This is a genomic window from Desulfonatronum thiosulfatophilum (assembly GCF_900104215.1).
Taxonomy (GTDB): Bacteria; Desulfobacterota; Desulfovibrionia; order Desulfovibrionales; family Desulfonatronaceae; genus Desulfonatronum; species Desulfonatronum thiosulfatophilum.
Genome location: NZ_FMXO01000025.1, coordinates 1 through 20,484 on the forward strand (window position 1 = coordinate 1; position 20,484 = coordinate 20,484).

Here is a 20,484-nt window from a genome sequence, read left to right on the forward strand (position 1 = left end):
CCAAAATGTAGGCGACACCAAAATCCTGCGGCCAGGGCGTCCGAAGAAAAGCGATAGCCCCTATCAACGGCGGATCGCCCGTGAGCGTTTTCGCCGTAGAGCAGGAATAGAGCCGATAATTGGTCACCTGAAACAGGATCATCGCTTGTCCCGAAACTACCTGAAAGGGGTTCTCGGCGACGCGATCAACCTGTTCATGGCTGCCGCGGCATTCAATTTCAGGAAGTGGATTCGGAAGTTCGAACACTTTTTTGCCCTTTTTACGCTTTGGCTGTTTTTCGGCACCACAACCCGTCAGCCTTCTATGATGATCCTGTAACGAAAATATCGGATTTTTCAGGCTCGACTAAGTAGAGGAGTTGGATGGTTACGGCGCCAACCACAGCCAGGGGGGTTGCCACTATTACTCCGGGGATACCGGCGATAACGCCGCCGGCGAGCTGGATGATGACGGTGTAGGCCGGGGCGATGTGGACCGCCTTTTTGTTGGCCAAAGGGGCGATCAAGCTGCTTTCGGCAGTCTCGACCACCAAATAGAGGATGGCCACGTAGAGTACAACCATCGGGCCTTGCAGCAACGCTACCATCAGAGCTGGAATTGCGCCCAGAATCGGGCCGATGTAAGGGATAAAGGTTGCCACGCCGGCAATCAGGCCCAGCGTAAAGGCCATTGGCACCCCCAGCAGCATGAGCCCAACCCCGGCCAACACGCCCACGAACACCATGGACGCCAGGCGTCCCAGCAACCAGAAACGCAGGCTCTTGGTCTGGGCATGCATCACTTCCTCGGCGCGTTTACGCTGGGCCGGGGGCACCAGGATCAGCAGATTCTGTACGTAGACTGTCGGGGACAGGGTGAAATAGATACCAATTAAAACGATCAGGGAAAGGCTGGTGATGGCGCCCAGCGTGGTGGAGAAAACCCCCAGCAGATGGCCGGGTATATCGAAACCACTGTCGCCATTGTCATTCCCGTCACTGTCACCGACGATTTCAATCGCTCCCTCGACCCAGGGCATCCGGTCAGCCATTTCCCTGAGTTGTTTAACCGCTTCTGGAACCTTGTCGATGAGCTTCGGGATCTGCTCGGAAAGCTGGGGCCAGATCACGGCGCCTGCACCGGCCATCAGAACGACGACCAGCAAATAGGTAGCGACCAGCGACCACCCCTCCGACAGGGGCGTACGGTCATGGATGATGCAACGCACGCCGGTTATCGCGACAGCCAGCAATACTGCCGCAAAGACCACCAGAAAAACTTCGACCAGCAGGCCGAAAAAGTAGACCGTCAACCCGGCCAGCACCACCAGACCGATGGTCGTCAGCACACGTGAGACAAAGCTCGATCCTTCATGCACTGCCACGCGTCACCTCCATTCCGCCGTGATCGGCCTTCTCGTATTACGTCCATCCCCGTACCAGTGGCAGATGGACGAAACCTCACCGATCTAAGAGCCTTAAAGAAAAGACGACATAAACTATAATGCCGCATTGGTTTCCGAATGAAAAGGATGATTGTCCCGCAATTACCTTTGCTGTGAGCGCGTCAGCGAAGTGACTTCACGAACGACCAACTCGCCGTTGTACCGCCATGGACCCAAGGCTCAATACGGGTGGGTGGTAACGTATCAGCTGATCCACACGGCCCCTGTAACGATGGAAAACGCCGAGCGGGTACGCGGCCGTGTTGGCTCCTGGCGACTGGTTAGACGGGTGGCCAGGAGAGGACACTGCAACTACCACCAGGCGGTTGATAGAAAGAACACATCCGAATGTTATCCCCATCCTCTGAGTTTTGCGGCAATGAGCGGTGCAAAGGCAACAACCGCCAAGACTAAGGACCAAATATTTCCGTCTCGAAACGTATAGGCCTCAAGCAGCGTTTCCCATGACTTACCTTGCCAGAGGCCGAACGAAAATTCGAAGACGAGGGTGAGAGCAAGCCAAAGCAAACCGACAGTGAGCAAATGCAAAGGACGCCTGACGCCGAGCCAAGGAAGGGCTAGATAGGCGACCCCCACAATCACGAAAGAAAGCAGCAGACCGCTGACGATGAGCGCAGTTGGACTGCCGAGCTTCGGAAGAAGGACTGCTTCCCTGAATCCACCGTTGGCCACTGCGAAGACGAGAATGCAGCACCACACGGGAATAGCTTTCAGGATGGCTGATGCGAGCATTCGCACTCCTAATGTAGCTAACAAGTGATTCTACAGCTTCCGGATAACACCAAGATTCAGGTGCTGAAATCTATCGGTGGTTTTCAAGAAAATCGTCGGATCAAGGTTCACCGAGTACCCCAGCTTCAAATAACAAACTGTCAATTCAGGTAAAACAATTGAAATGGATTGCAAAGAGCTAACTTCTTCCTGCATATCATGTCAAAATGAAGGTTATCCGGAAGAAGGGAGATTCCAGATGGAAGCGATTTCTGCCGAATTGCAATCCAAATACAAGACGTATTTACTGAACAAGGCTTCTCGGAAAGGCGAACAGGGGGCATATCTTAAATGGCTTCGCCATTATCTCGATTATTGCCGGAATACCGCACCTCCCAAATATAAAAACAATCTACCGCTTTTTATTCACAATTACAGGATAAAAACAGACACAAGCTTAACAGGAACAAGTAACAGGCCGAAAAAGCCATAACCCTGTATTATGCTCTAATGATGGATACCACTTCTAACACGAGGCGTTATGAGAGGAGATCACGAGCACGTCGGCGTCCCGCACGATCATACCCACTGATTGCCTAAAAGCCTTCCGGTCCGCCGCCTGGAGAAAAGTGTTTTTCAGGCGGCGGATCGGGATGCATCCAAAGAATCGCCCAGCAAATTCTCCTGTCACCAACAAAGGCCGTTTCTCCATAACTATTCTCCGTAATGAGTCTGGCCCGAAAAACAAGCACACCCAACTTTTCAATCGCATACCCAAATATCGATTTATGATTTCCCAATTATTGAATGCCGGATCGCTGATGAGCAGATACGCCAATCGAAGCCCGAAGCGTTAACCGGACCCCTTCCTCCACCGGGGTCAATTCGGTCAGGCCCTGTTCGGCACGCGCTCTGCCCTCCTCCATGTATCCGAAGAGCGTGCCCTGCTCGAAAGCTTTGATGACATCCGGATGAATATAATACTTGCGGCTGATGGCCGGGGTGTTGTTCAGGGCTTTGGCCACGCGTCTGACGGCCTTGTTCACCGCGCGCTTTCTGCCGGCAGCGGTTTCCGGACGGCCGATTTCTTCCAGATGGGCCGCCGCAAGCATCGTTCCGCCCCAGGTCCGGTAGTCCTTGGCCGTGACCTCCTTTTGCGAAATCTGGCTGAGGTATCCGTTCAGGTCCGCGGAATCGACCTGCACGATGTCCCCTTCATCGTTGACATATTGGAAGAGACGCTGCCCCGGCAGCTCCTGAACCTCCTTGATCAGCCGCACAAGCCGCTTGTTCCGAAGATTCACGGAGACCGGCTTGCCCCGTTTACCGGTGAAAGCAAGGCAGAGTCCGGGACACGTCTCGTCCAGATGATCGTTCTCCAGCGTTGTCAGGCCGAAGGATCTGTTCATCCGGGCGTATTTCGCGCTGCCCACGCGGATGAGCGTACTCTCCAGAAGACTGACCAGCAGAGCAAGCACCTTTTCCCGGGGCAAACCTCGACGCCGAAGATCCTTCGCCACACGCCGCCGCATTGCGGGCAGAATCTCCAGGAATTCGAGCAGCTCCGCGAACTTGGCCAGACCGCGGGCCGCGGTCCAACGCATGTGGTAGAGGTACTGCTTCCTGCCTCTGGCGTCCCGACCCACGGCCTGGATGTGCGCGTCCTGTTCCGCGCTGATCCGCACATCCCGCCATGCCGGCGGAATGACCAACGCCGTGATCCGCGCCAGGGTATCCGAATCCCGGACCGGCTCTCCCCTGTGGTTGATATAGCGGAACCCCCTGCCCCACCGCTTGCGCCGGATGCCCCTCGTCCATCCGTCGACGTACCTGAGCCCCGCTTCGCGGGCATGTTCCGGATTCGGTTTCGACATGAGGGTCTCGTCAATTCAAACAGTGTGCATCATCACGCTACTCGGATTGCACTGCGGCTTCCTTGTTCTTGGCCAACCACTCGTTCAATTCCAGAATCGCCTTGGTGATGTGGTAGCGGCCTTCCGCAAAAACCCCGTAGTCTCCTCCACCGCCCATGGCCGAGGCGAGCCGGACATGGTTGGCGTAAAACAGCCAGACATCGCTCCAGCGCTTTTCAATGGCTTCGTTGAACGGACTTCTTATCGACAGGAATCAATGAAAAAAGCGTATCTGCTCAGAACATTTTCATGGCAAGACATTTAAGTCCAGTACGGCTTTGAGCAAGGATCTCCTAACTGCCTCTTGCTGCCCGAAACCGTTTCGGCTCACGGCATCCATCACAGCGTGGACGAGAAAGGCGTCAGCATCCGCTGAGCTGTCCAAAGGATGGGGGTCCACTTCAAATCTTTGAGAATAACTACCCAGGATATCGATGGCTGCCGTGATCTGTGAAACCAAAGAGGGGGGACAATCTTCTCCATGAACTGGACCTGCCTACAGCTATACCCACCATAAAAGTAAGTGAATCCCTACTAACGCGGTTTGGTCGATATAGATATATTCTCATCCAAGGCTGGATCAGCAATTTGTGTTGATGTTTTTCTCATTCTGGCCCCTCTCGTAGGTCCGAAGAACAGGATTGCCAAGTGGTGCTGTAGTCCTAAAAAGCTGAATGCAGAAGAGGATAATCTTCAAGTCTCGAGTTTGGGTTTCCAAGCAATCAGTCGACGTGGTGAAGTTGTTCTTGATTAACATTTAAAAGTCAGGAGGATGTCATGGATATCGCAAAGGATAAATTTGAAGTCCCGAAAAAAGAAGGTTTCGGAGAATCTCGGCTCGATACCTCCGTCGAACGGGGCATGGGGGATCGCAAATCTGAATCCTGGGACAAGGCGGAGAAGGAGTTTGGTGATGCCTATCAAAAAACAGGCAAAGCCATGCATCAAACGTATGATCGGGCAATGCATTACAGTAGCGAACACCCGGGCAAGACCGTGCTTATGGCGTTAGGAATAGGTGTCGGGCTGGGCTTTGTCTGGGGTGCAAGTGCCCGGCATTACCGTAGAAACCAGTTTATCGAACCTATCACTTATGCGCTTTCGGACGTTGTCCAGAAAGTGCTTCGATAAATTGCCATGTATTGAACCGGAACATCAAAAAATCATGGGAGTTCGTTATGAATAGATTACAACCTGAACAAGGTTACAGCTTTGTTGATCATACCGCGGTATCCGTGGATGAGCTGAGAAATTCCTATGTATATGATTCCAATCATAAACAAATCTCCGGTGTAAAAGATGTGATTGTCACGTCAGATAGGGTTGAGAAGTTTATCCTCGATGTCGGCGGATTTCTCGGAATTGGTGCGCACACCGTTGCGATCTCTCCCAGTGAAATCGAGATCCATAAGAACAATCTTGGTGATATCCGTATTTATATTCCAATGACGAAAGAGCAATTGAAAGATCTTCCTGAGTATGCAGGTAAGACATCGACCTTTTGATTATGTTGATAGAGCCCGTTCGTCATCAAAGCGAATGACGGACGGGCTTCAAACGGAACTGGCTGAATCCTAGTTTCCGGCAAATCGCAGTTCTTATCATTCATGAGGTAAACAATGGACTATCAAAGATACGATAAACCAGACCTAACCGCGGCAGAGCCTCAGGCTTCAGGGAAGCCGACGGCTTTCGAAAACGTCAAAAAAACTCTTGCCGATCAACTGGATGCGGCCGCTGAGGCATTGGGTGGAAAGACGGGGGATCAGGTTGGCCATGAGGCTGTTGCCGAGTATGGAAATCAGGCATCGGAGTGGCTGGGAAAATCAGCTGATTATGTTCGAAAATTTGATTTAGAACAGGCAGATGCCGATGTCCGGGAATGCATCCGACAGCACCCAGGTCCCAGCCTTTTGGCAGCAGGAGTAGTAGGTTTTCTCGTTGGAGCAATGATCCGGCGAAGGTAAGGAGGCTATTTCTCCATGGAAAACAAAATGGAAAGCAAAAGTCCTGCACAAGGCGAATCTTTTCGTGAGCTATTTGAACAACTTGCCAGCAACTTGTCAAATATAGTTCGCGATGAAATCGAACTTGTCATTCGAAGAGCCCAGGAAAAGGCGGCGGAGTTTCGTGGCGGAGTCGTAGCGCTGATCATAGGTGCGGTTATCTGCTTTATCGCTTTCATACCTCTCAGTATCGCACTCATCATCTGGCTCGCTTCACATATGGCCCCTGCCATGGCGGCGCTCGTCAGCGGAGGGGCGTTCTTATTTCTTGGAGTCCTCATTGCCCTTATCGGCTATACGAAATTGAAAAAAGCGTTTCGGAAGTAAAAAAACCGCATTCAGGAGGACAAAGAAATGAATGATGTTACAGGTGCCAATAACACGCCGAATAGTGAGCGTAGCGTTGAAGATATTCGTCAGGATATAGCCAGGGAGAAAGAGAACATATCTCATACGGTGGAGCAAATCGGCTCGCGGTTCAAATCAAAAATGGATTGGCGAGAACAGGTAAGTAAAAATCCGTATATATCATTGGGAGTTGCCGCCAGCTTGGGCTATCTTGCTTCCAGGGCTTTGATGCCGCGCCCCACTCCCTTGGAACGACTTCTACACCCGATTGCGGACGAAGTTCGTGATACGCTCCAAGTTCTGATGCCCCCCAGGTCTGGCCCCGGCATCATCAGGTTGACCCTGACAGGTATTGCTACAAGGATTGCGTCCAATATGCTCAAGGATGCCTCAAAAAAAGTCACCAATGGAGTATCCGAAGCTTCCGCGCATTCACGACGTGGTTCAACCACGGGAATGCCAAGTGGTTATGAATCTTATTAATAATCAGTCCAAATTATTTGAACCTTTCAACGAGAGGGAGGACAGCATGGATATTGAAAAAAATAAGTTTGAGACTTCAAGTCGGCAGGGTGTTACGGGACTCGGCGACGAAAGTGCCGAAGATAAGGGCATGAAGGAGCGCGGCGCGGAATTTTTCGCTAAAGCAGAAAGATCCGCAAGTGACGCATACGATAAAGCAGAGCAGATGGCTGGTGAAAGATACCGACAGGTCAGGAACTACAGTAGCGAACACCCTGGCAAAGTCGTACTTGTTGCATTTGGTATTGGATTGGCAATCGGCTATATTATCTCAGCGAGCACTCAACATCACTCAAGATTAGATGATCTCCAGAGATATCTACGTTAGCAGGCTGTAAAAAATCCCTGCTGGCTGCGTTGCTGCAAAAAGTTCAAACCCTCACCTATGATTAATTCGCTTCGGCCTTGATTCGATTGTAAGGACTGAAAATCGAATGTGGCGTAGCCACAGCCCGTAGGGGCCGGACACGGGACGTGTTCGGATAGCTTTTTCTTGCGCCTTGCCAGCAGGTTTTTTGACAGCCTGCACCAGCAATGATCTGGCTGAGTCCGGTTGTTAAATACGTGAACACGTTATCAACTCCAGCCGTGAACGTTGCATGGGATCGTCGAATTCCGCGCCTTTCATGGTCCGGACGTCACGTTTGTCCTGGCCGACGACTTTGCCCTGGGCCGTGAATGCAAGGTGTTGTCGAACGACCTGCAGGACGTCCCAGGCCACCCGTGCGTTGTCGTGGACCAGTTGGCTGTTGATTCCATAGTAGGCGTCGCCTCGCAATTCGGGGAAAAACACCTCTCTGAAACGACGATCGAAAGCGTACACCGCCTCGGACATCTCTGCCGGACATCCAAGATATCCGCCCACAACCCAGCCCTGCCCAATGGCCAACCTGGCGTACAGTTCGCAAGCGGTCCTCAAGAGGGATAATTCCGCGGCGGTGAACGTTGCCGCGGCCCAACCCCTGGCGTCGTACCGCGCCTCCTCGACCTTCTTCAGACATTCAGCCACCTCGGCCAAGTCCGCTTCGGTGGGCGGCTCAGGGGAGGTTTCCTGAACAAGACGCGAAAACGCCTCCTGCAAGGCTAGGCATGGTTCATCCTCAGGCCGCAAGTTGAAGCGTTGAGCCATCCTGCGCTCGGTTTGCACATCGCCGGCATGGAGGGGAGCAAACATCTCACATATGAAATCGATCTTGAAATCGCTCAAGTTCCCTGCCAGAATGAAAGCGCTGCGCATCACTCTGGCATGTTCTTCCAAAAAACCGACCACCCATCTTGATTCCATCATCTCCCCCTGCATACATATTCCCAAGTCCATTGCCGCTTTACCCCCGACAACCATGAAGCAAATCTCATATAGCTCCAAGTCCGACAAGCATCCGTGAATCAGTGCCTATGTGATATCAAAACCTGTTTGAGCATCTGCGCATCCGGAAAGCCAAGGATAACTGCCACATGATGCATGTCTTGACATGATTTTGGTCAGCAATAATAAAGACTCGTTCGTAGTTTCTGCAAATCTCCACCCTTGCGTGTCGAAAAAAATCTCAAAAGTCGTTTTCTGCTCATCTTTTTCTTTCCCCAAACAAAACTGAGTCCGCCATGAAAATACGATTTTTCCAGAAGATTCGTCTCCTTGCCTTCTCTTTGCTGATCCTGTCGGTCAGTCTTGGAACCGCGGCCACCGTCCGGGCTCACCCGCATGTCTGGGTTGATTATGCCATTGAGGCCCGATTCGATCAAAACGGTCTGACCGGCTTCCACCATCGTTGGATTTTTGACGAGATGTTCAGCAATCAGATCATGGAGATGTTCGACTTGCCCGGCGACGGCAATTTCTCCGCCGCGCAAATCGAGCAGGTCCGGCAAGAGGCGTTTGATTACCTGCGGGAGTACAACTACTTCATCCACATCAAAGTCGACGGGACGGACTTTATCGTTCAGTACGTCCGGGATTTCCACGTCACCACCCAGGGGCATCAGATCGTCTATGAATTCTTCGTGCCGTGCACGGTGGCGGCCGCGGACGCGCCCAAGTCCGTTCATCTGCTCGTGGCGGACATGGAATATTTTGTGGACATGGCCTTCGTCGCCGAAACCCTGGAAATCCAGGGGCAGGAATTCGTGGAAGTATCCCACACTTTCACCAGTGGCGACCCCTTCTCCTTCTGGGGCGGGGCATGGACACCGGAACATTTTGCTCTGCGGTTTCACAAAGCATCATGAAGGTCTCAATCGCCCTTGCTTTCCTTTTCACATGGCTGGCCTGCTCCGGGCCGGCCCTGGCTCAGAACCCTTTCCTCACCCCGCCGTCCCAGGAGCGCAAACAGGACCAGGGAAATCAGCACGGCCTGGACCAGGAACAACAGGCTTCCGATCCCCGTGTGCAGACCGCACCCAGAACCGCCCCCCGGATGGCGCCTCCTTTCTTCTCGAAAATCACCGCCGTCCAGCGGGATTTACGCCAGAAAATGACCACCTATTCCAGGCAGATTCAGGAGACGCCTTTCGGCAGGGCCACCTGGCAACTGATGGCCTTGTCCCTGCTGTACGGCATCATCCACGCCTTGGGACCAGGCCATGGCAAATCCATTGTCTGCTCATATTTCCTTTCCCGGAGGGGAACCGTGAAGCAGGCACTGGTCTTCGGCAACGCCATCACGGCCATGCACATTCTTTCCGCCGTGATCATCGTGACCGGAATATCCTGGTTCATGGACCGGGCGAACATCGCCGCTTTTCATTCGGTTGAAGGCCGCCTGGAGTCCTTCAGCTACCTGCTGATCATGGCCATCGGCCTCTTTCTCCTGGCAAGAACCCTGTATGAATGGTGGACAACGTCTTCCGAACAGGCCGTGGAATGCTCAAAAGCGTCGACCAGGGACATGCTCTCTTTGTCCCTGGCCACAGGACTGATGCCCTGCCCCGGCGCGGCCCTGATCCTTTTGTTCACGCTCAGCCTCGGCGTCTACTGGGCCGGACTCCTGGCCATGATCCCCCTGGCCCTGGGCATGGGACTGACCGCCTCGGCTTTGGGCGTTCTCACGGTCGCCTCCACGGGAATGGCCCTGAACCTGAGCAGCCGCTCGAAGCGGACCTTCGTCCTGACCCACAGGATATTGGCCTGCATCGGAGCGCTGATCATCATCATTCTGGGCGCAAGTCTATACTTCGGCACCCGCTCCTGACGATCCGAAATAAAGGAAGCCATACTGGCCAGCAGACTGCCTCAGGACGAGGAGGAATGTGCCGGAAAGATGTGGAACTGGTCCGCGGGTACGTGGACGTAGACCTTCGCGCCCTCAGGCATGGGAAAAACACATGGAACGCGGGCATGCAGGTGGATGTCGCCGTTTTCGGTCTGAGCGGACGCAAGGCGCAGGTGGACCAGAGTCGCTCCGGGCAGCAGCCGGGTTGCCTGGACCTGGGCCGCGACCGCGACGCATTGCAGTTTGGGGTCGTCCTGGAAGACCTGGACGGCTTCCGGGCGAAACATGATTTCGACCTGCCCCCCTTCTTCAATATCCCGAGCGAAAAGAACGCCGAGATCGGTTTCGACGCGGCCGTCATGCACCGTCCCCTTGATGACGTTCACGTCACTGAAAAAGGTCGTCACAAAGGCGTTTATGGGGTTGGAGTAGAGCTCCACCGGCGAACCGCTTTGGATGATCCGGCCCTGGTGCATGAGCACGATCCGGTCGCCCATGAACATGGCTTCCTCGGGATCGTGGGTGACCATTACCGTGGCCACTCCGCTGGATTTGAGCACATGCAGGGTCTGGTCCCGGATCTGGACCCGCAGCCGGGCGTCCAGGCTGGAAAATGGCTCGTCCAGCAGCATGATTCCGGGATTGGGCGCCAGAGCCCGGGCCAGGGCCACGCGCTGCTGCTGGCCACCGGACAACTCATGGGGATAGACCGAAGCGAAATCCCGCATGTCCACCTGTTGCAGGGCATTCAACGCCCGGTTCCTGCGCTCGGCCCGCGCCTTGACGGACGACAGGCCGAACATCGTGTTTTCCAGGACCGTGAGGTGGGGAAAAAGGGCAAAATCCTGGAACAGGAATCCTATTCCGCGCTGTTCCGGGGGCATCTGCCGGTGACCGTCAGCAAAAACCTGCTCATTGACCTGGATTCTGCCGGACTGCAGTTCTTCAAGACCGGCGATGAGCCGCAGCAACGTGGTCTTTCCGCAGCCCGAAGGGCCGAGCAGACAGATCACTTCTCCGGACTGCACTTCCAGGTTGATGTTCCGGAGCACGGTCTTGCCGTTGTAGGCGTGGCGAATATCTTCAATCTTCAAGGACATGTTCGGTCCGTTTGCCTCTGATCAGCAAGGTTTTGGCCTGCCCCGGCCTGGAGCGGGCAATCATCAGGCTGGCCAGGATCACGGGGATGATTCCGGCCAGAACAATGGCCAGGGAAGAGCTCGAGGATTCCTTGAGCAGCCCGTCCGAAGCCAGTTCATAGGAGCGGATGGCCAGGGTGTTCAGGCCGAAGGGGCGCATCATCAAGGTGGCCGGCAGTTCCTTCATGACGTCCACGAAAACCAGCACCCCCGCCGTGAGCAGGCTGGCCCGCATGATGGGTCCGTGAACCCGGCGCAGGGTTTGCCCGGCGGTCAGCCCCAAAGTCCTGGATGCGCCGTCCATGTTCCTGGTCACCTTCTGCAGGCTGGCCTCCACGGTATTGTTGGACACGGCCAGGAACCGGACCACGTAGGCGAAAATCAGGGCCGTCCAGGTGCCCGTGAGCAGCAGGCCCGTGGAGAAGCCGAAAAGATCCCGGGCCAGACCGTCGACGGCATTGTCCAGGAAAGCGAAGGGGATCATGATGCCCAGAGCGATCACCGCGCCGGGAATGGCATACCCGAGAGACGCCGTCTGAACGGCAACGGCCGTTGCTTTTCCGGGAACAAGACGGCGCCCGTAAGCCAGGATCACAGCCGCGCCCACAGCGACCACCGCGCTGATTCCGGCCAGGGCGAGGCTCGTTCCGGCCATTTGCAGATAGCGAGAATCCACGAAATCCCAGGTTTGCCATGTCCAGACGACCATGGCCCCCACCGGAAGGATGAATCCAAAAAACACCGGAAGGAAACAGATGGAGAAGGCCAGCAGAGCCTTGGGTCCGGACAGCTGAAAGCGCGGCAACTGACGATAGTAGCCCGTGGTATGGCTGACGCGGCCCCGCCGGGACCAGCGTTCCAGCAGGATGAGCGCCAGGATGAAGAACATCAGCACGGCCCCGAGTTGGGCCGCGATGGCCGGCTGGCCCAGGCCCAGCCAAGTGCGGTAGATTCCGGTGACGAAGGTATCCACGGCGAAAAAACCCACCGTGCCGAAGTCGTTCAGCGTCTCCATCAGCGCCAGGGCCATGCCGCCGGCAACCGCCGGCCTGGCCAGGGGCAGGGCCACCTGAAAAAATGTTTGCCATGCACCCTTGCCCAGGGTCCTGCCGGCGTCCAGCACGCAGACCGACTGCTCCAGGAAGGCGGCCCGGGAAAGCATGTATACGTACGGATAGAAGACAAGGGTCATCATCACGATGGCCCCGGGCAGGGATCGGATCTGAGGGAACCAGTAGTCGGCGGCGGAACGCCAGCCGAAGAAGTCGCGCAGAAACGTCTGGATCGGGCCGCTGTATTCCAGCAGGCCGGTGTAGGTGAAGGCGATGACATAGGCCGGGATGGCCAGGGGAATCAAAAGGCTCCATTCAAAGAAGCGCCGCCAGGGAAAGCTGGTCATGGTCACCAGCCAGGCCGTGCTCACGCCCAGCAGCAGCGTTCCGGCGCCCACGCCGAGCATCAGACCAAGAGAATTGCCGACATAGCGCGGCAGGACCGTGGAGGCCAGATGCCGCCAGACCTCCCCCGAAGGCACGAAGAGGTGCGCCATGATCACCAGGATCGGTGCGGCGACGAGAAAGGCTATGCCCAGAACCGACAGCTTCCAAAAACGCAAACGTTACTCCCTGATAGACAACAAGGTTGGGTGCGAACATGGTTCGCACCCGACATGAATCACAAGCAGACCGAGCTATCTCCAGCCGGCCCGGTCCATGACGCGGACCGCCTCGGCGTTGTACTTCTCGATCAGGGACAGATTCAGATCGTCCGCCTTGAATTCTCCCATCTGGACCACGGAACCGCTGGGTTTGACATCAGGATTGACCGGATACTCGTTATTATCCCTGGCGTAAATCTCCTGCGCGGATTCACCGGAAAGAAATTCCAGCAGCGCGACGGCCTGTGGAATGTTCCGGGCGCTCTGGGTCACCCCTGCTCCACTCAAGTTCATGTGCGTGCCCCGATCGTCCTGGTTGGGCCACACCAGACTTACCTTGCGGGTCACTTCCTGGTCGGCGGGATTGTCCGATGCCAGCAGCCGGCCAAAATAATAGCTGTTGGCGATGCCCACGGCGCATTCACCGGAAGCCACGGCGCGAATCTGGGCCGTATCATTGTCTTGCGGAGTGCGGGCAAAGTTTCTGACAAATCCCCGCGCCCACTCTTCCGTCTTTTCCACGCCGTGATGGGCGATCAGCGCCGCCACCATGGACTGATTGTAGACGTTGGAGGAACTGCGCACGCAAATCACCTTTCCAAGATCCGGGTCGGCCAGGGCCTCGTAAGTGGAGATTCTCGCGGGGTCGACTCGCTCCGCGTCATAGTAGATAATCCTGGCTCGCGATGAGAGGCCGAACCACTGCCCCTCGTCGTCACGGTACTGAGCGGGAATGTTCCTCTCCAGAACGTCCGATTGAACCGACTGCAACACCCCGGCCTGTTTCGCGGCCACCAAATTGCCCACGTCCACCGTGATCAGCACGTCCGCGGGGCTGTTTCGGCCTTCACTGCGCAACCGCTCCAGCAATGCAGGCCCCTCCCCGGTCAGAAGATTGGCGGTGATTCCGGTCTGAGCGCTGAACTCATCCAGAAGCGGCTTGATCAAGTGTTCCTGACGGGCGGAATAGATGTTCACTTCGGCTGAAAAAGCGGAATGCACTCCGGGCACGACGAGAAGAAGAGTCAGCAACGAGAAGACGATGCGAAGTTTCCTCGCGGTCTTTTTCTTATTAGGCATGAAACGTTACCTCCGACTTGTTGTTGGGATTGAATTTGAATTCCTCTTTCAGCAAGAGGACAATAGTTGATAATGTTTTTCATTTTAACTGTCAATGCGCAAAGACATCAACCCACGCTGGGTTCGAGTACCAGGCCCGACTGACGTCCTTGGTGGATCATGTCCACCGGCTGATAGCCGATGCTGTTTCCGCTTGCCAGTGCGATGCCCCGCGGCAGGCAATAATCAACAGGGAGATTGGCTCACAGGGGACGGGCCTACGTCTTTCCCCTCAGGACATAGGGCTTATGTAGTTACCGGTATACCATTTACACGATTAACGGATTCCATGGTGCACGTGTCCCGGAAAAAGGGAACCGCTCTATTCGCTCAGGACGCAAAAGGATTCTCGCTGCCATAACCAAATATGCCCTGAAAAGGTGTGAAGAAATTGAACCGCAATTTCCCTGCTTCACATGCCGAGGGAGTCGTTCAGTTCCTGGAGGATGTCCGCGGCCTGGGCGTCGCTGTCGGCCGCGATCAGGTCGTCCAGCAGACGAGGATTGATGCGTTTGGCATCGTATTCGATGATCACGGACATGGCCAGCGCGTTGACCCGGACGTTGGTAACGCCTTCCGGCATTTCGGGACGGGTTTGCATCAGTTCCCGTACTTCCGGTCTGAATGCCAGAGCGGGATCGAAAATCACGCGGATTCGGCCGGGGATGTGATGCTTGACCGTCAAGTAGTGCCGCAGCGCGGCCAGATCTCGGATATTCATATGGTTCATCGGCTCCCGATCATGCCCTGAATCAAAGTCGCCTATGCGGCCCGCACCGGCACTCGAGCGGCCATCGTCAGGGCGACTCGGTCGTGCTCCGGAACAAAGCGCAGCGGGCCCGCCCAAACAGACCGCCCTTCAGGTTCCAGGTCCATGGCGTGGACCGGGAAGCCCAAGGTTTGCGATTGGTTCCCAAGGCGCGTGAATCCTGATCGTTGATTCATGGCCACAGCGATCCGGCCCCAGGCACGCGGCAAAAACTTCTCAAGGCGGTTCGTATTACGCGGTTCTTCTCGCGAAGCATGACCGTTGCGGAACGCTTCCCGCCAGCTTGGTGAAAAAGTATCGGTCATGCCCGTTGTCTTGTCGAGTCCGCGGACACCCGCCTGTTTGGCCTCGGCGACCACGTCCTCGACATATCAAAAATTAGTATGTTTCACCTAACCTATGTCACGACGCCGGATGTTGGAAAATCAACCAAGAGGTGATCATGTGTGCCTATCTCAGGTCAAACTCTTCGGAATGATCTTCTATCTGTGGTGGGTTCCGGCGCAACGTCGGTTCAGCATGTGGCCTGACCGAAGCAAGCCTTGTCTCTGAAGGAACGTTGTAGGCAAAGGATTATGCTGTCTCCCGCAGACATTTGCGCAGGGTGGAGATGCCGCAGGAATGGAGCATGTGCACCGGGATGTTCCGGCTCTTCGCGATGGCCATGGCTTCATTTTTGGCTTGATGGGACACCTTGTTGGTGAATATGATGATCATCTTGCTTTCGCCGAGCTGATTGGCAATGGAATTCTCCTTGCCCGTGAATATCTTCAATTGAACGCCGGCCTGCTTCGCCGTCTGCAGGTAATTGCTTTTCAAGCGGTCCATTCCTCCGATAAGTGTCGCGCACATCGTGGTTTCTCCTGAAGCCAAAAATGACATAGAAATCAAAATTCATTATCAACAAATGACGCCATGTATCCTCAATCGCATGAACTGATCATCTGCCAAGCCCCGGCGAAAGCTGTTCCAGTACTGCGCGACCGAGAGAATTCTCCTTGCCCTGAACGCACTTGCAGACCTTGCATTTCCCGGAACAATTGCACCTGTGCAACGGCTTGGATTTGATGACGCGATGCCCTTCCATGGCCATGAGCCTTCCCTTCTTGCCCTTGAAGTAGATTCTGGAATTCACGTCGGTATCCTTCAAGCCGGCATGCAGAATTTCCGTAGCCGGCGGCTCGATATGTGCCAACCCATCAGTATTGATGAACATTCGATGATGTTCCGCAGCCGCTTCCCGCAGAACTTGGGCCAGTGATGAGGCGGATTGCTGATCAAAAATTCCTTCCAGCTGAACATGCAGATTGCCCCTGCTTTTCCTGGTTTGCATCCGAAATTGCGTGTTCATATGCTTCCTCGCTTCGTTAAATTTTTAATATATCAAAACTTTCTCATTCCAGAGCGACTCATCAACCACATGTCTCATACGATGATTTTTCATGAGCACGGAATTAATGATATAGATATTGATTTCTTTTATCAAGTATAAATTTGTGTATTGTTTGCTCCAGCGGATAAACCTTCGGATTTTTATTCTTAAAATATATAACGCTCGGGGACAGACTCCCTGGGACCGCCGCCCCCCATGCAGACAGCCAAATCCGTGCCACAATGGGGTGCGGTGGTCCCAGGTACGGGGCCGGATATGTTATGATGCGTTGCGCTGATGCACCAGGACTTTACTGCACGCTAATGTGCAAAGGATGGATCGATCAGCGCGTAGCAAAATCTCTTACACCAGCAATCGCTTCCTGTACCCATACAAATGATAGCTCAAGAATCCGAGGAACAACGTGCCGCTGGCAATGTGCGCGTCCTCGCGGTCCAGGAGCGCAAAGGTCAGGGCCAGACCGAGGCTGCCCAGCATGCCACGTTTGGCAATGGTCATATACGGCTTCTTTGACGCGGACTTTGCGGGCTGTCGAGCGGCATTCGGCAGATGCTTCTTGATCAGGGATTCGATCTTCGCCTTGTCCATTTCCTGCTTCTCGAACAAAACCAGCATGCTCCCCGTACGCTCGTTGATCGAGGCATCCAAAATTCCAGGCTTGTCGGTCAACGCACTGGCAAGCTTTTTCAGCTGAGATTGGTCTTGCGTTCGAATCCGGACCCGTCCGGGTACGTAGCTGATATACACACGTCACCTCGCATCTCATGTACGTTGATTGCAACATCGAAGCTTGTGCAACGAATGCACGCCATGCACGCAACCCAAGCAGAAGGCATTTGAACCGCCCGCTTCGCTCGAGGCGCGGAGGACGCCAAAAAGAATTTTTGCCTTCCGCTGGAAAAATGCGGAAGGCAAAAGGCTTCACGCCTGACGGCGAAGAAATATCACCCCGCCAGGGGTGAGGCATCCTTTTGAAAAGCAGCTCTTTCCCTGCTTTTCAAAAGGTTTTCCTTGGCGTCCTCCGCGCCCTGAGCGAAGCGGGCGGTTATCTCATGTCCGTCACCCGGTTTTGGCCAGACTCCTGCATCAGGCCTTCAACTTCGGTTCTTGGCGTCTTTGTGGTTCAAAACTCTCTTGTTTTTTCAGGGACCACAGGAATAAGTCATTAAACATCATGCATCAGCCATGACTTCATGCTCCACGTCAACACCCATGCCATTGCTCAAACCCGGCGGCTTCCGAAACCTGTTGAGCAGCCGCTGAGCTGAATTGATCGTGTCGAAAGGACGCAAACTGTTCATGGTCACTGAAATGGTGACCAGATTGTGCAGCAGCGCGGAAGAGGACGGGCTGATCCTGCCGGCCAATCCCAGAAATACCAGCGCTGCATTGATGCCGATGGCCGCGCCGTAGTTCCAGCGCAAACGGGACATGGCCCGCACGGAAATGGACTTGGCCGTAAGGATGCCTTCCAGATCAGCCCGCGTCAGCAGTACATCGCAGACTTCATGAGCAATGTCCGCGCCGGACTTCATGGAAATGCCCACGTCCGCCTCGGACAGAGCCGGGGTGTCGTTGATTCCGTCGCCCACCATGGCCACGACCAGCCCTGACTGACGCAATTGCTTAACAATCCGAACCTTGTCCTCGGGCAGAAGCTGGGCGTGAAATTCGTCAATCTGCAACTTTTGGGCAACGTTTGCCGCGCTTTCCTCGCCGTCTCCGGTCAGCATCATTACCCGCTCTACCCCCTCCTGCCGCAGGAGTTGCAGAAACGGAAGGGCCTCCTGACGCACCGGATCTTCCAACAGAACGATTCCAGCCAGATCATCGCCAATGGCAACATACAGAACGGAATTGCCGTTCGACGCGGCCTTGCGCATGGTTTCCGCGGCCGGGCTCAGATCTATCTGGCCATGCTTCTGCAGAAAATGCCTGCTACCCACCAGAATGCGTTGACCCCGCAGCTTGGATGCGATGCCATGGGCCAGAATATACTCCGTCTCGTAATGCTCCTCGCGATGCGAAAGTCCTCCACGCTCAGCCATGGTCACCACGGCCCGGGCCAGAGGATGGGGAAAATGCTCCTCCAGGCAGGCGGCACTACGCAACACTTCCCTGGAGTCATGCCCATTGAAGGCCACCACTTCCAGTCCCTGCGGCTGAGCTTCGGTCAAGGTTCCGGTCTTGTCGAATACATAGGTGTTCGCCTGCTCCAGTTTTTCCAGGTAACGGCCGCCCTTGATCAATACCCCTTTGGTAGAGGCTTCGCGCATGGCGGCCAGCATGGTCAGGGGGGTGGATAACTTGATGGCGCAGGAAAAATCCACCAGCAGCACGGATACGGCTCGATTGACATTACGGGTCAGGAGAAAGGTTGCCAGACTCAGGCCCAGGGTCAGCGGCACCACCCGATCCGCCCAGAATTCCGCCTTGGCCTGCAATCCGGCCTTGTGACGTTCCGATTCTTCGAGGATTTTGACGATCTTGTTCACCCGGGTGGCATCACCCACCTGCTCCGCCCGGATCACGATGACGCCTTCCTCGACCACGGTTCCCGCGAAAACGGTTATCCCCGTTGCCTTGGCCACCGCCAGAGGTTCCCCGGTCAGGGAAGCCTGGTTGACCATGGCTTCGCCTTCGACCACCACGCCGTCCACGGCAATTCGCCCCCCGGACTGGACCACCACGAGATCTCCCGCCTGGACCTGTTCCAGCGGGATCTCCTCCAATTCATCACCTCGCTTGATCCAGACCGTCGGCGGAAGATGCAGCAGATCCTGGGCCAGTTGCTCCCGCGAACGCTTGCGGGTCCATTGCTCCAGGTACTCGCCCAGGGACAACAACGTGGTGATGATCATCACTGAACGCAGGTCCCTGCGGGCCAGGGAAATCCCGATAGCCAAACCATCCAGAACATCGAGGTTCAACCTGCCCCTGAACAGAGCACCAAGGCCTTTGCGCAGAAAGGGCCACGCCGTGCGCGCCGCGATGAGCAGACGAATCCACGGCGGCAGCAGCGAACGCAGGAACATCCCGGGGATGGAAAGGGATCGGGCAAATGACGGCTGTTCCGCGGGAGAAGGGGCGACGTTGGGTGCATTCAACGATCCAAGTTGAGATGAGGGGTTGACATTTTCGTGCAGGGCCGGAATCCGGCCCAAGTTTTGATCGTTAAAAAAGGCCAGAATTTCTTCCCGATGCACGTCGGGTTCATGAAAAATCAGGATACTTCCGGTTCGAGGTGAAATCCGGACTTCATGCACTCCATGGTGGTCTGCCAGACCTTGTTGAACTGTGTGCCAGGTCGCATCATCCGTAACCTGCTCCAGTCGCAGCCGAAACCGGCCCGGTAAAGCATGAACCAAATTAACACAAAATTGATTTTGGGATCTCATGGTGCTGTCAGAAAAATTTAATGCTGATTTTAAAAAGGGCATGTTCCAGCTTCTCAATCCCGCTGCCCTCCGGATGCAGCAAGCTCCGCCGGATCGGAAGGCGGTACATGACCAAAACGTCGTGCCGCTGTTTTTGGGCTACTTGGACTTTTCCGGAACCTGCCGGTCGCCGGACTGAACATGCTTGGCCTCGGCAACCATGTCTTCAACGTTCTCCTTGGCCTTTTCCAGCGAAGTGAACACTTTTTCCTTCACCGCGATCCCCTGGGCCAGCGTCCCGACCATGACTCCGCGCAGCGGGTTGTCCTGCCTGGCCGCGTAGTTGACGCCGACAGCGCCGACGACCACGCCGGCGACAAACCATAAGCCACTTTTCATGAGTTCGTTCAAGTTGCACCTCCCATTTGGATGAGATTGACTGCCCATCAAGTTCCGACAGACTAACCATCATGTGAAATTATGGGTTCGGGCTCCGGACGTGTCAACGGGTAGCGCGCCCCAGTTCACTTGAAAAAATGTGTAGAGTAGAGCGCTAATTCCTTCGTCACTCAGGACTTTTACCGAACGCCTCGTCGCACGCGACTACTACGTGTCTACTGATATGCATTCCGGACATCAGCGCCCCCTCGTCGAACCGTACGTGCGGTTTTCCCGCATACGGCTCTCCGATGATCTTTCAGCCACAGGCATTCACAAGGAGTTGACGGCTTTTGTATCTCTTACGCAGGTAGACCAACCCCAGGCCTTGCAAGGCCGCATACAGCGAACCTTCACCCAGACGTCGGCTGCGCCGTTGGCTCCTGGTCGTCAGAAAACGACCAAACCGCTGCTGCACGTACCAATCCAACGCGCCAA

General features: G+C 55.1%; 23 protein-coding genes. 9 read left to right on the forward strand and 14 right to left on the reverse strand.

Features of this window, described 5'->3' with window-relative positions; genetic code table 11:
* Positions 1–25: 25 nt before the first annotated feature.
* Entirely contained in the window at positions 26–319 is a 294-nt protein-coding gene (locus tag BLP93_RS17300) for a transposase (RefSeq protein WP_425248224.1), read from the forward strand.
* On the opposite strand, the gene BLP93_RS16140 is transcribed toward BLP93_RS17300, so the two are convergent.
* From BLP93_RS16140 to BLP93_RS16155, 3 genes are all read right to left on the reverse strand, one after another.
* Positions 303–1,364: an AI-2E family transporter gene (locus BLP93_RS16140; RefSeq protein ID WP_092123903.1), complete on the reverse strand. Its 1,062-nt coding sequence runs from the start codon at positions 1,362–1,364 to the stop codon at positions 303–305. The genes BLP93_RS17300 and BLP93_RS16140 overlap by 17 nt on opposite strands.
* 411 nt (positions 1,365–1,775) lie before the next feature.
* Positions 1,776–2,177: a hypothetical protein gene (locus tag BLP93_RS16145; protein ID WP_092123905.1), complete on the reverse strand. Its 402-nt coding sequence runs from the start codon at positions 2,175–2,177 to the stop codon at positions 1,776–1,778.
* Positions 2,178–2,956: 779 nt separating this feature from the next.
* The gene (locus tag BLP93_RS16155; RefSeq protein WP_092123909.1) at positions 2,957–4,030 is read right to left on the reverse strand and encodes a DNA topoisomerase IB; all 1,074 of its coding nucleotides are present in this window, start codon (positions 4,028–4,030) and stop codon (positions 2,957–2,959) included.
* Between the two features lie 816 nt (positions 4,031–4,846).
* On the opposite strand from BLP93_RS16155, the gene BLP93_RS16170 reads away from it, so the two are divergent.
* The 6 genes from BLP93_RS16170 (at position 4,847) to BLP93_RS16190 (ending at position 7,273) form a co-directional block, all read left to right on the forward strand.
* Positions 4,847–5,200, forward strand: coding sequence for a hypothetical protein (locus tag BLP93_RS16170; RefSeq protein WP_092123913.1), 354 nt, complete (start codon positions 4,847–4,849; stop codon positions 5,198–5,200).
* Positions 5,201–5,247: 47 nt separating this feature from the next.
* Positions 5,248–5,574: a PRC-barrel domain-containing protein gene (locus BLP93_RS16175; protein ID WP_092123915.1), complete on the forward strand. Its 327-nt coding sequence runs from the start codon at positions 5,248–5,250 to the stop codon at positions 5,572–5,574.
* Positions 5,575–5,688: 114 nt separating this feature from the next.
* A complete protein-coding gene (locus BLP93_RS16180) occupies positions 5,689–6,036 on the forward strand; it encodes a hypothetical protein (RefSeq protein WP_092123917.1) in 348 nt (115 codons plus the stop codon).
* Positions 6,037–6,051: 15 nt separating this feature from the next.
* On the forward strand, positions 6,052–6,402 hold the full coding sequence (locus BLP93_RS16185) for a phage holin family protein (RefSeq protein ID WP_092123919.1): 351 nt from the start codon (positions 6,052–6,054) through the stop codon (positions 6,400–6,402).
* 27 nt (positions 6,403–6,429) lie between these two features.
* The gene (locus BLP93_RS16825) at positions 6,430–6,906 is read left to right on the forward strand and encodes a hypothetical protein (protein ID WP_139163041.1); all 477 of its coding nucleotides are present in this window, start codon (positions 6,430–6,432) and stop codon (positions 6,904–6,906) included.
* A gap of 46 nt (positions 6,907–6,952) precedes the next feature.
* Positions 6,953–7,273 (forward strand): hypothetical protein, encoded by a 321-nt coding sequence (locus BLP93_RS16190; protein ID WP_139163042.1) that lies wholly within the window; start codon positions 6,953–6,955, stop codon positions 7,271–7,273.
* A gap of 228 nt (positions 7,274–7,501) precedes the next feature.
* Here BLP93_RS16190 and BLP93_RS16195 read toward each other — a convergent pair whose 3' ends face one another.
* Entirely contained in the window at positions 7,502–8,233 is a 732-nt protein-coding gene (locus BLP93_RS16195) for a hypothetical protein (RefSeq protein WP_139163043.1), read from the reverse strand.
* A gap of 314 nt (positions 8,234–8,547) precedes the next feature.
* Between BLP93_RS16195 and BLP93_RS16200 the strand changes: the two genes are divergently transcribed.
* Together BLP93_RS16200 and BLP93_RS16205 are read left to right on the forward strand one after the other, a co-directional pair.
* A complete protein-coding gene (locus BLP93_RS16200) occupies positions 8,548–9,171 on the forward strand; it encodes a DUF1007 family protein (RefSeq protein ID WP_092123925.1) in 624 nt (207 codons plus the stop codon).
* Entirely contained in the window at positions 9,168–10,133 is a 966-nt protein-coding gene (locus BLP93_RS16205) for a nickel/cobalt transporter (RefSeq protein ID WP_161946376.1), read from the forward strand. The genes BLP93_RS16200 and BLP93_RS16205 overlap by 4 nt, the downstream gene beginning before the upstream one ends.
* Before the next feature lie 41 nt (positions 10,134–10,174).
* On the opposite strand, the gene BLP93_RS16210 is transcribed toward BLP93_RS16205, so the two are convergent.
* From BLP93_RS16210 to BLP93_RS16255, 10 genes are all read right to left on the reverse strand, one after another.
* Positions 10,175–11,254, reverse strand: coding sequence for an ABC transporter ATP-binding protein (locus BLP93_RS16210; protein ID WP_092123929.1), 1,080 nt, complete (start codon positions 11,252–11,254; stop codon positions 10,175–10,177).
* Positions 11,238–12,908, reverse strand: a complete 1,671-nt coding sequence (locus BLP93_RS16215; RefSeq protein ID WP_208596671.1) for an ABC transporter permease — start codon at positions 12,906–12,908, stop codon at positions 11,238–11,240. Before BLP93_RS16215 ends, BLP93_RS16210 begins: the two co-directional genes overlap by 17 nt.
* A gap of 75 nt (positions 12,909–12,983) precedes the next feature.
* Positions 12,984–14,030, reverse strand: coding sequence for a Fe(3+) ABC transporter substrate-binding protein (locus BLP93_RS16220; RefSeq protein ID WP_092123931.1), 1,047 nt, complete (start codon positions 14,028–14,030; stop codon positions 12,984–12,986).
* A 451-nt stretch (positions 14,031–14,481) separates the two neighbouring features.
* A complete protein-coding gene (locus BLP93_RS16225; RefSeq protein ID WP_139163044.1) occupies positions 14,482–14,790 on the reverse strand; it encodes an HMA2 domain-containing protein in 309 nt (102 codons plus the stop codon).
* Positions 14,791–14,831: 41 nt separating this feature from the next.
* The gene (locus BLP93_RS16230; protein WP_092123934.1) at positions 14,832–15,197 is read right to left on the reverse strand and encodes a hypothetical protein; all 366 of its coding nucleotides are present in this window, start codon (positions 15,195–15,197) and stop codon (positions 14,832–14,834) included.
* Positions 15,198–15,411: 214 nt separating this feature from the next.
* Positions 15,412–15,690 carry a DUF2325 domain-containing protein gene (locus BLP93_RS16235; protein WP_092123936.1) on the reverse strand — a complete coding sequence of 93 codons (279 nt, stop codon included), beginning with the start codon at positions 15,688–15,690 and terminating at the stop codon, positions 15,412–15,414.
* 88 nt (positions 15,691–15,778) lie between these two features.
* Positions 15,779–16,189: a hypothetical protein gene (locus BLP93_RS16240; protein WP_092123937.1), complete on the reverse strand. Its 411-nt coding sequence runs from the start codon at positions 16,187–16,189 to the stop codon at positions 15,779–15,781.
* A 384-nt stretch (positions 16,190–16,573) separates the two neighbouring features.
* Positions 16,574–16,978, reverse strand: a complete 405-nt coding sequence (locus tag BLP93_RS16245) for an HMA2 domain-containing protein (RefSeq protein ID WP_092123939.1) — start codon at positions 16,976–16,978, stop codon at positions 16,574–16,576.
* 425 nt (positions 16,979–17,403) lie between these two features.
* Positions 17,404–19,599 carry a heavy metal translocating P-type ATPase gene (locus BLP93_RS16250; protein ID WP_161946377.1) on the reverse strand — a complete coding sequence of 732 codons (2,196 nt, stop codon included), beginning with the start codon at positions 19,597–19,599 and terminating at the stop codon, positions 17,404–17,406.
* 168 nt (positions 19,600–19,767) lie between these two features.
* Entirely contained in the window at positions 19,768–20,019 is a 252-nt protein-coding gene (locus BLP93_RS16255; RefSeq protein ID WP_161946378.1) for a DUF1490 family protein, read from the reverse strand.
* Positions 20,020–20,484 lie beyond the last annotated feature (465 nt).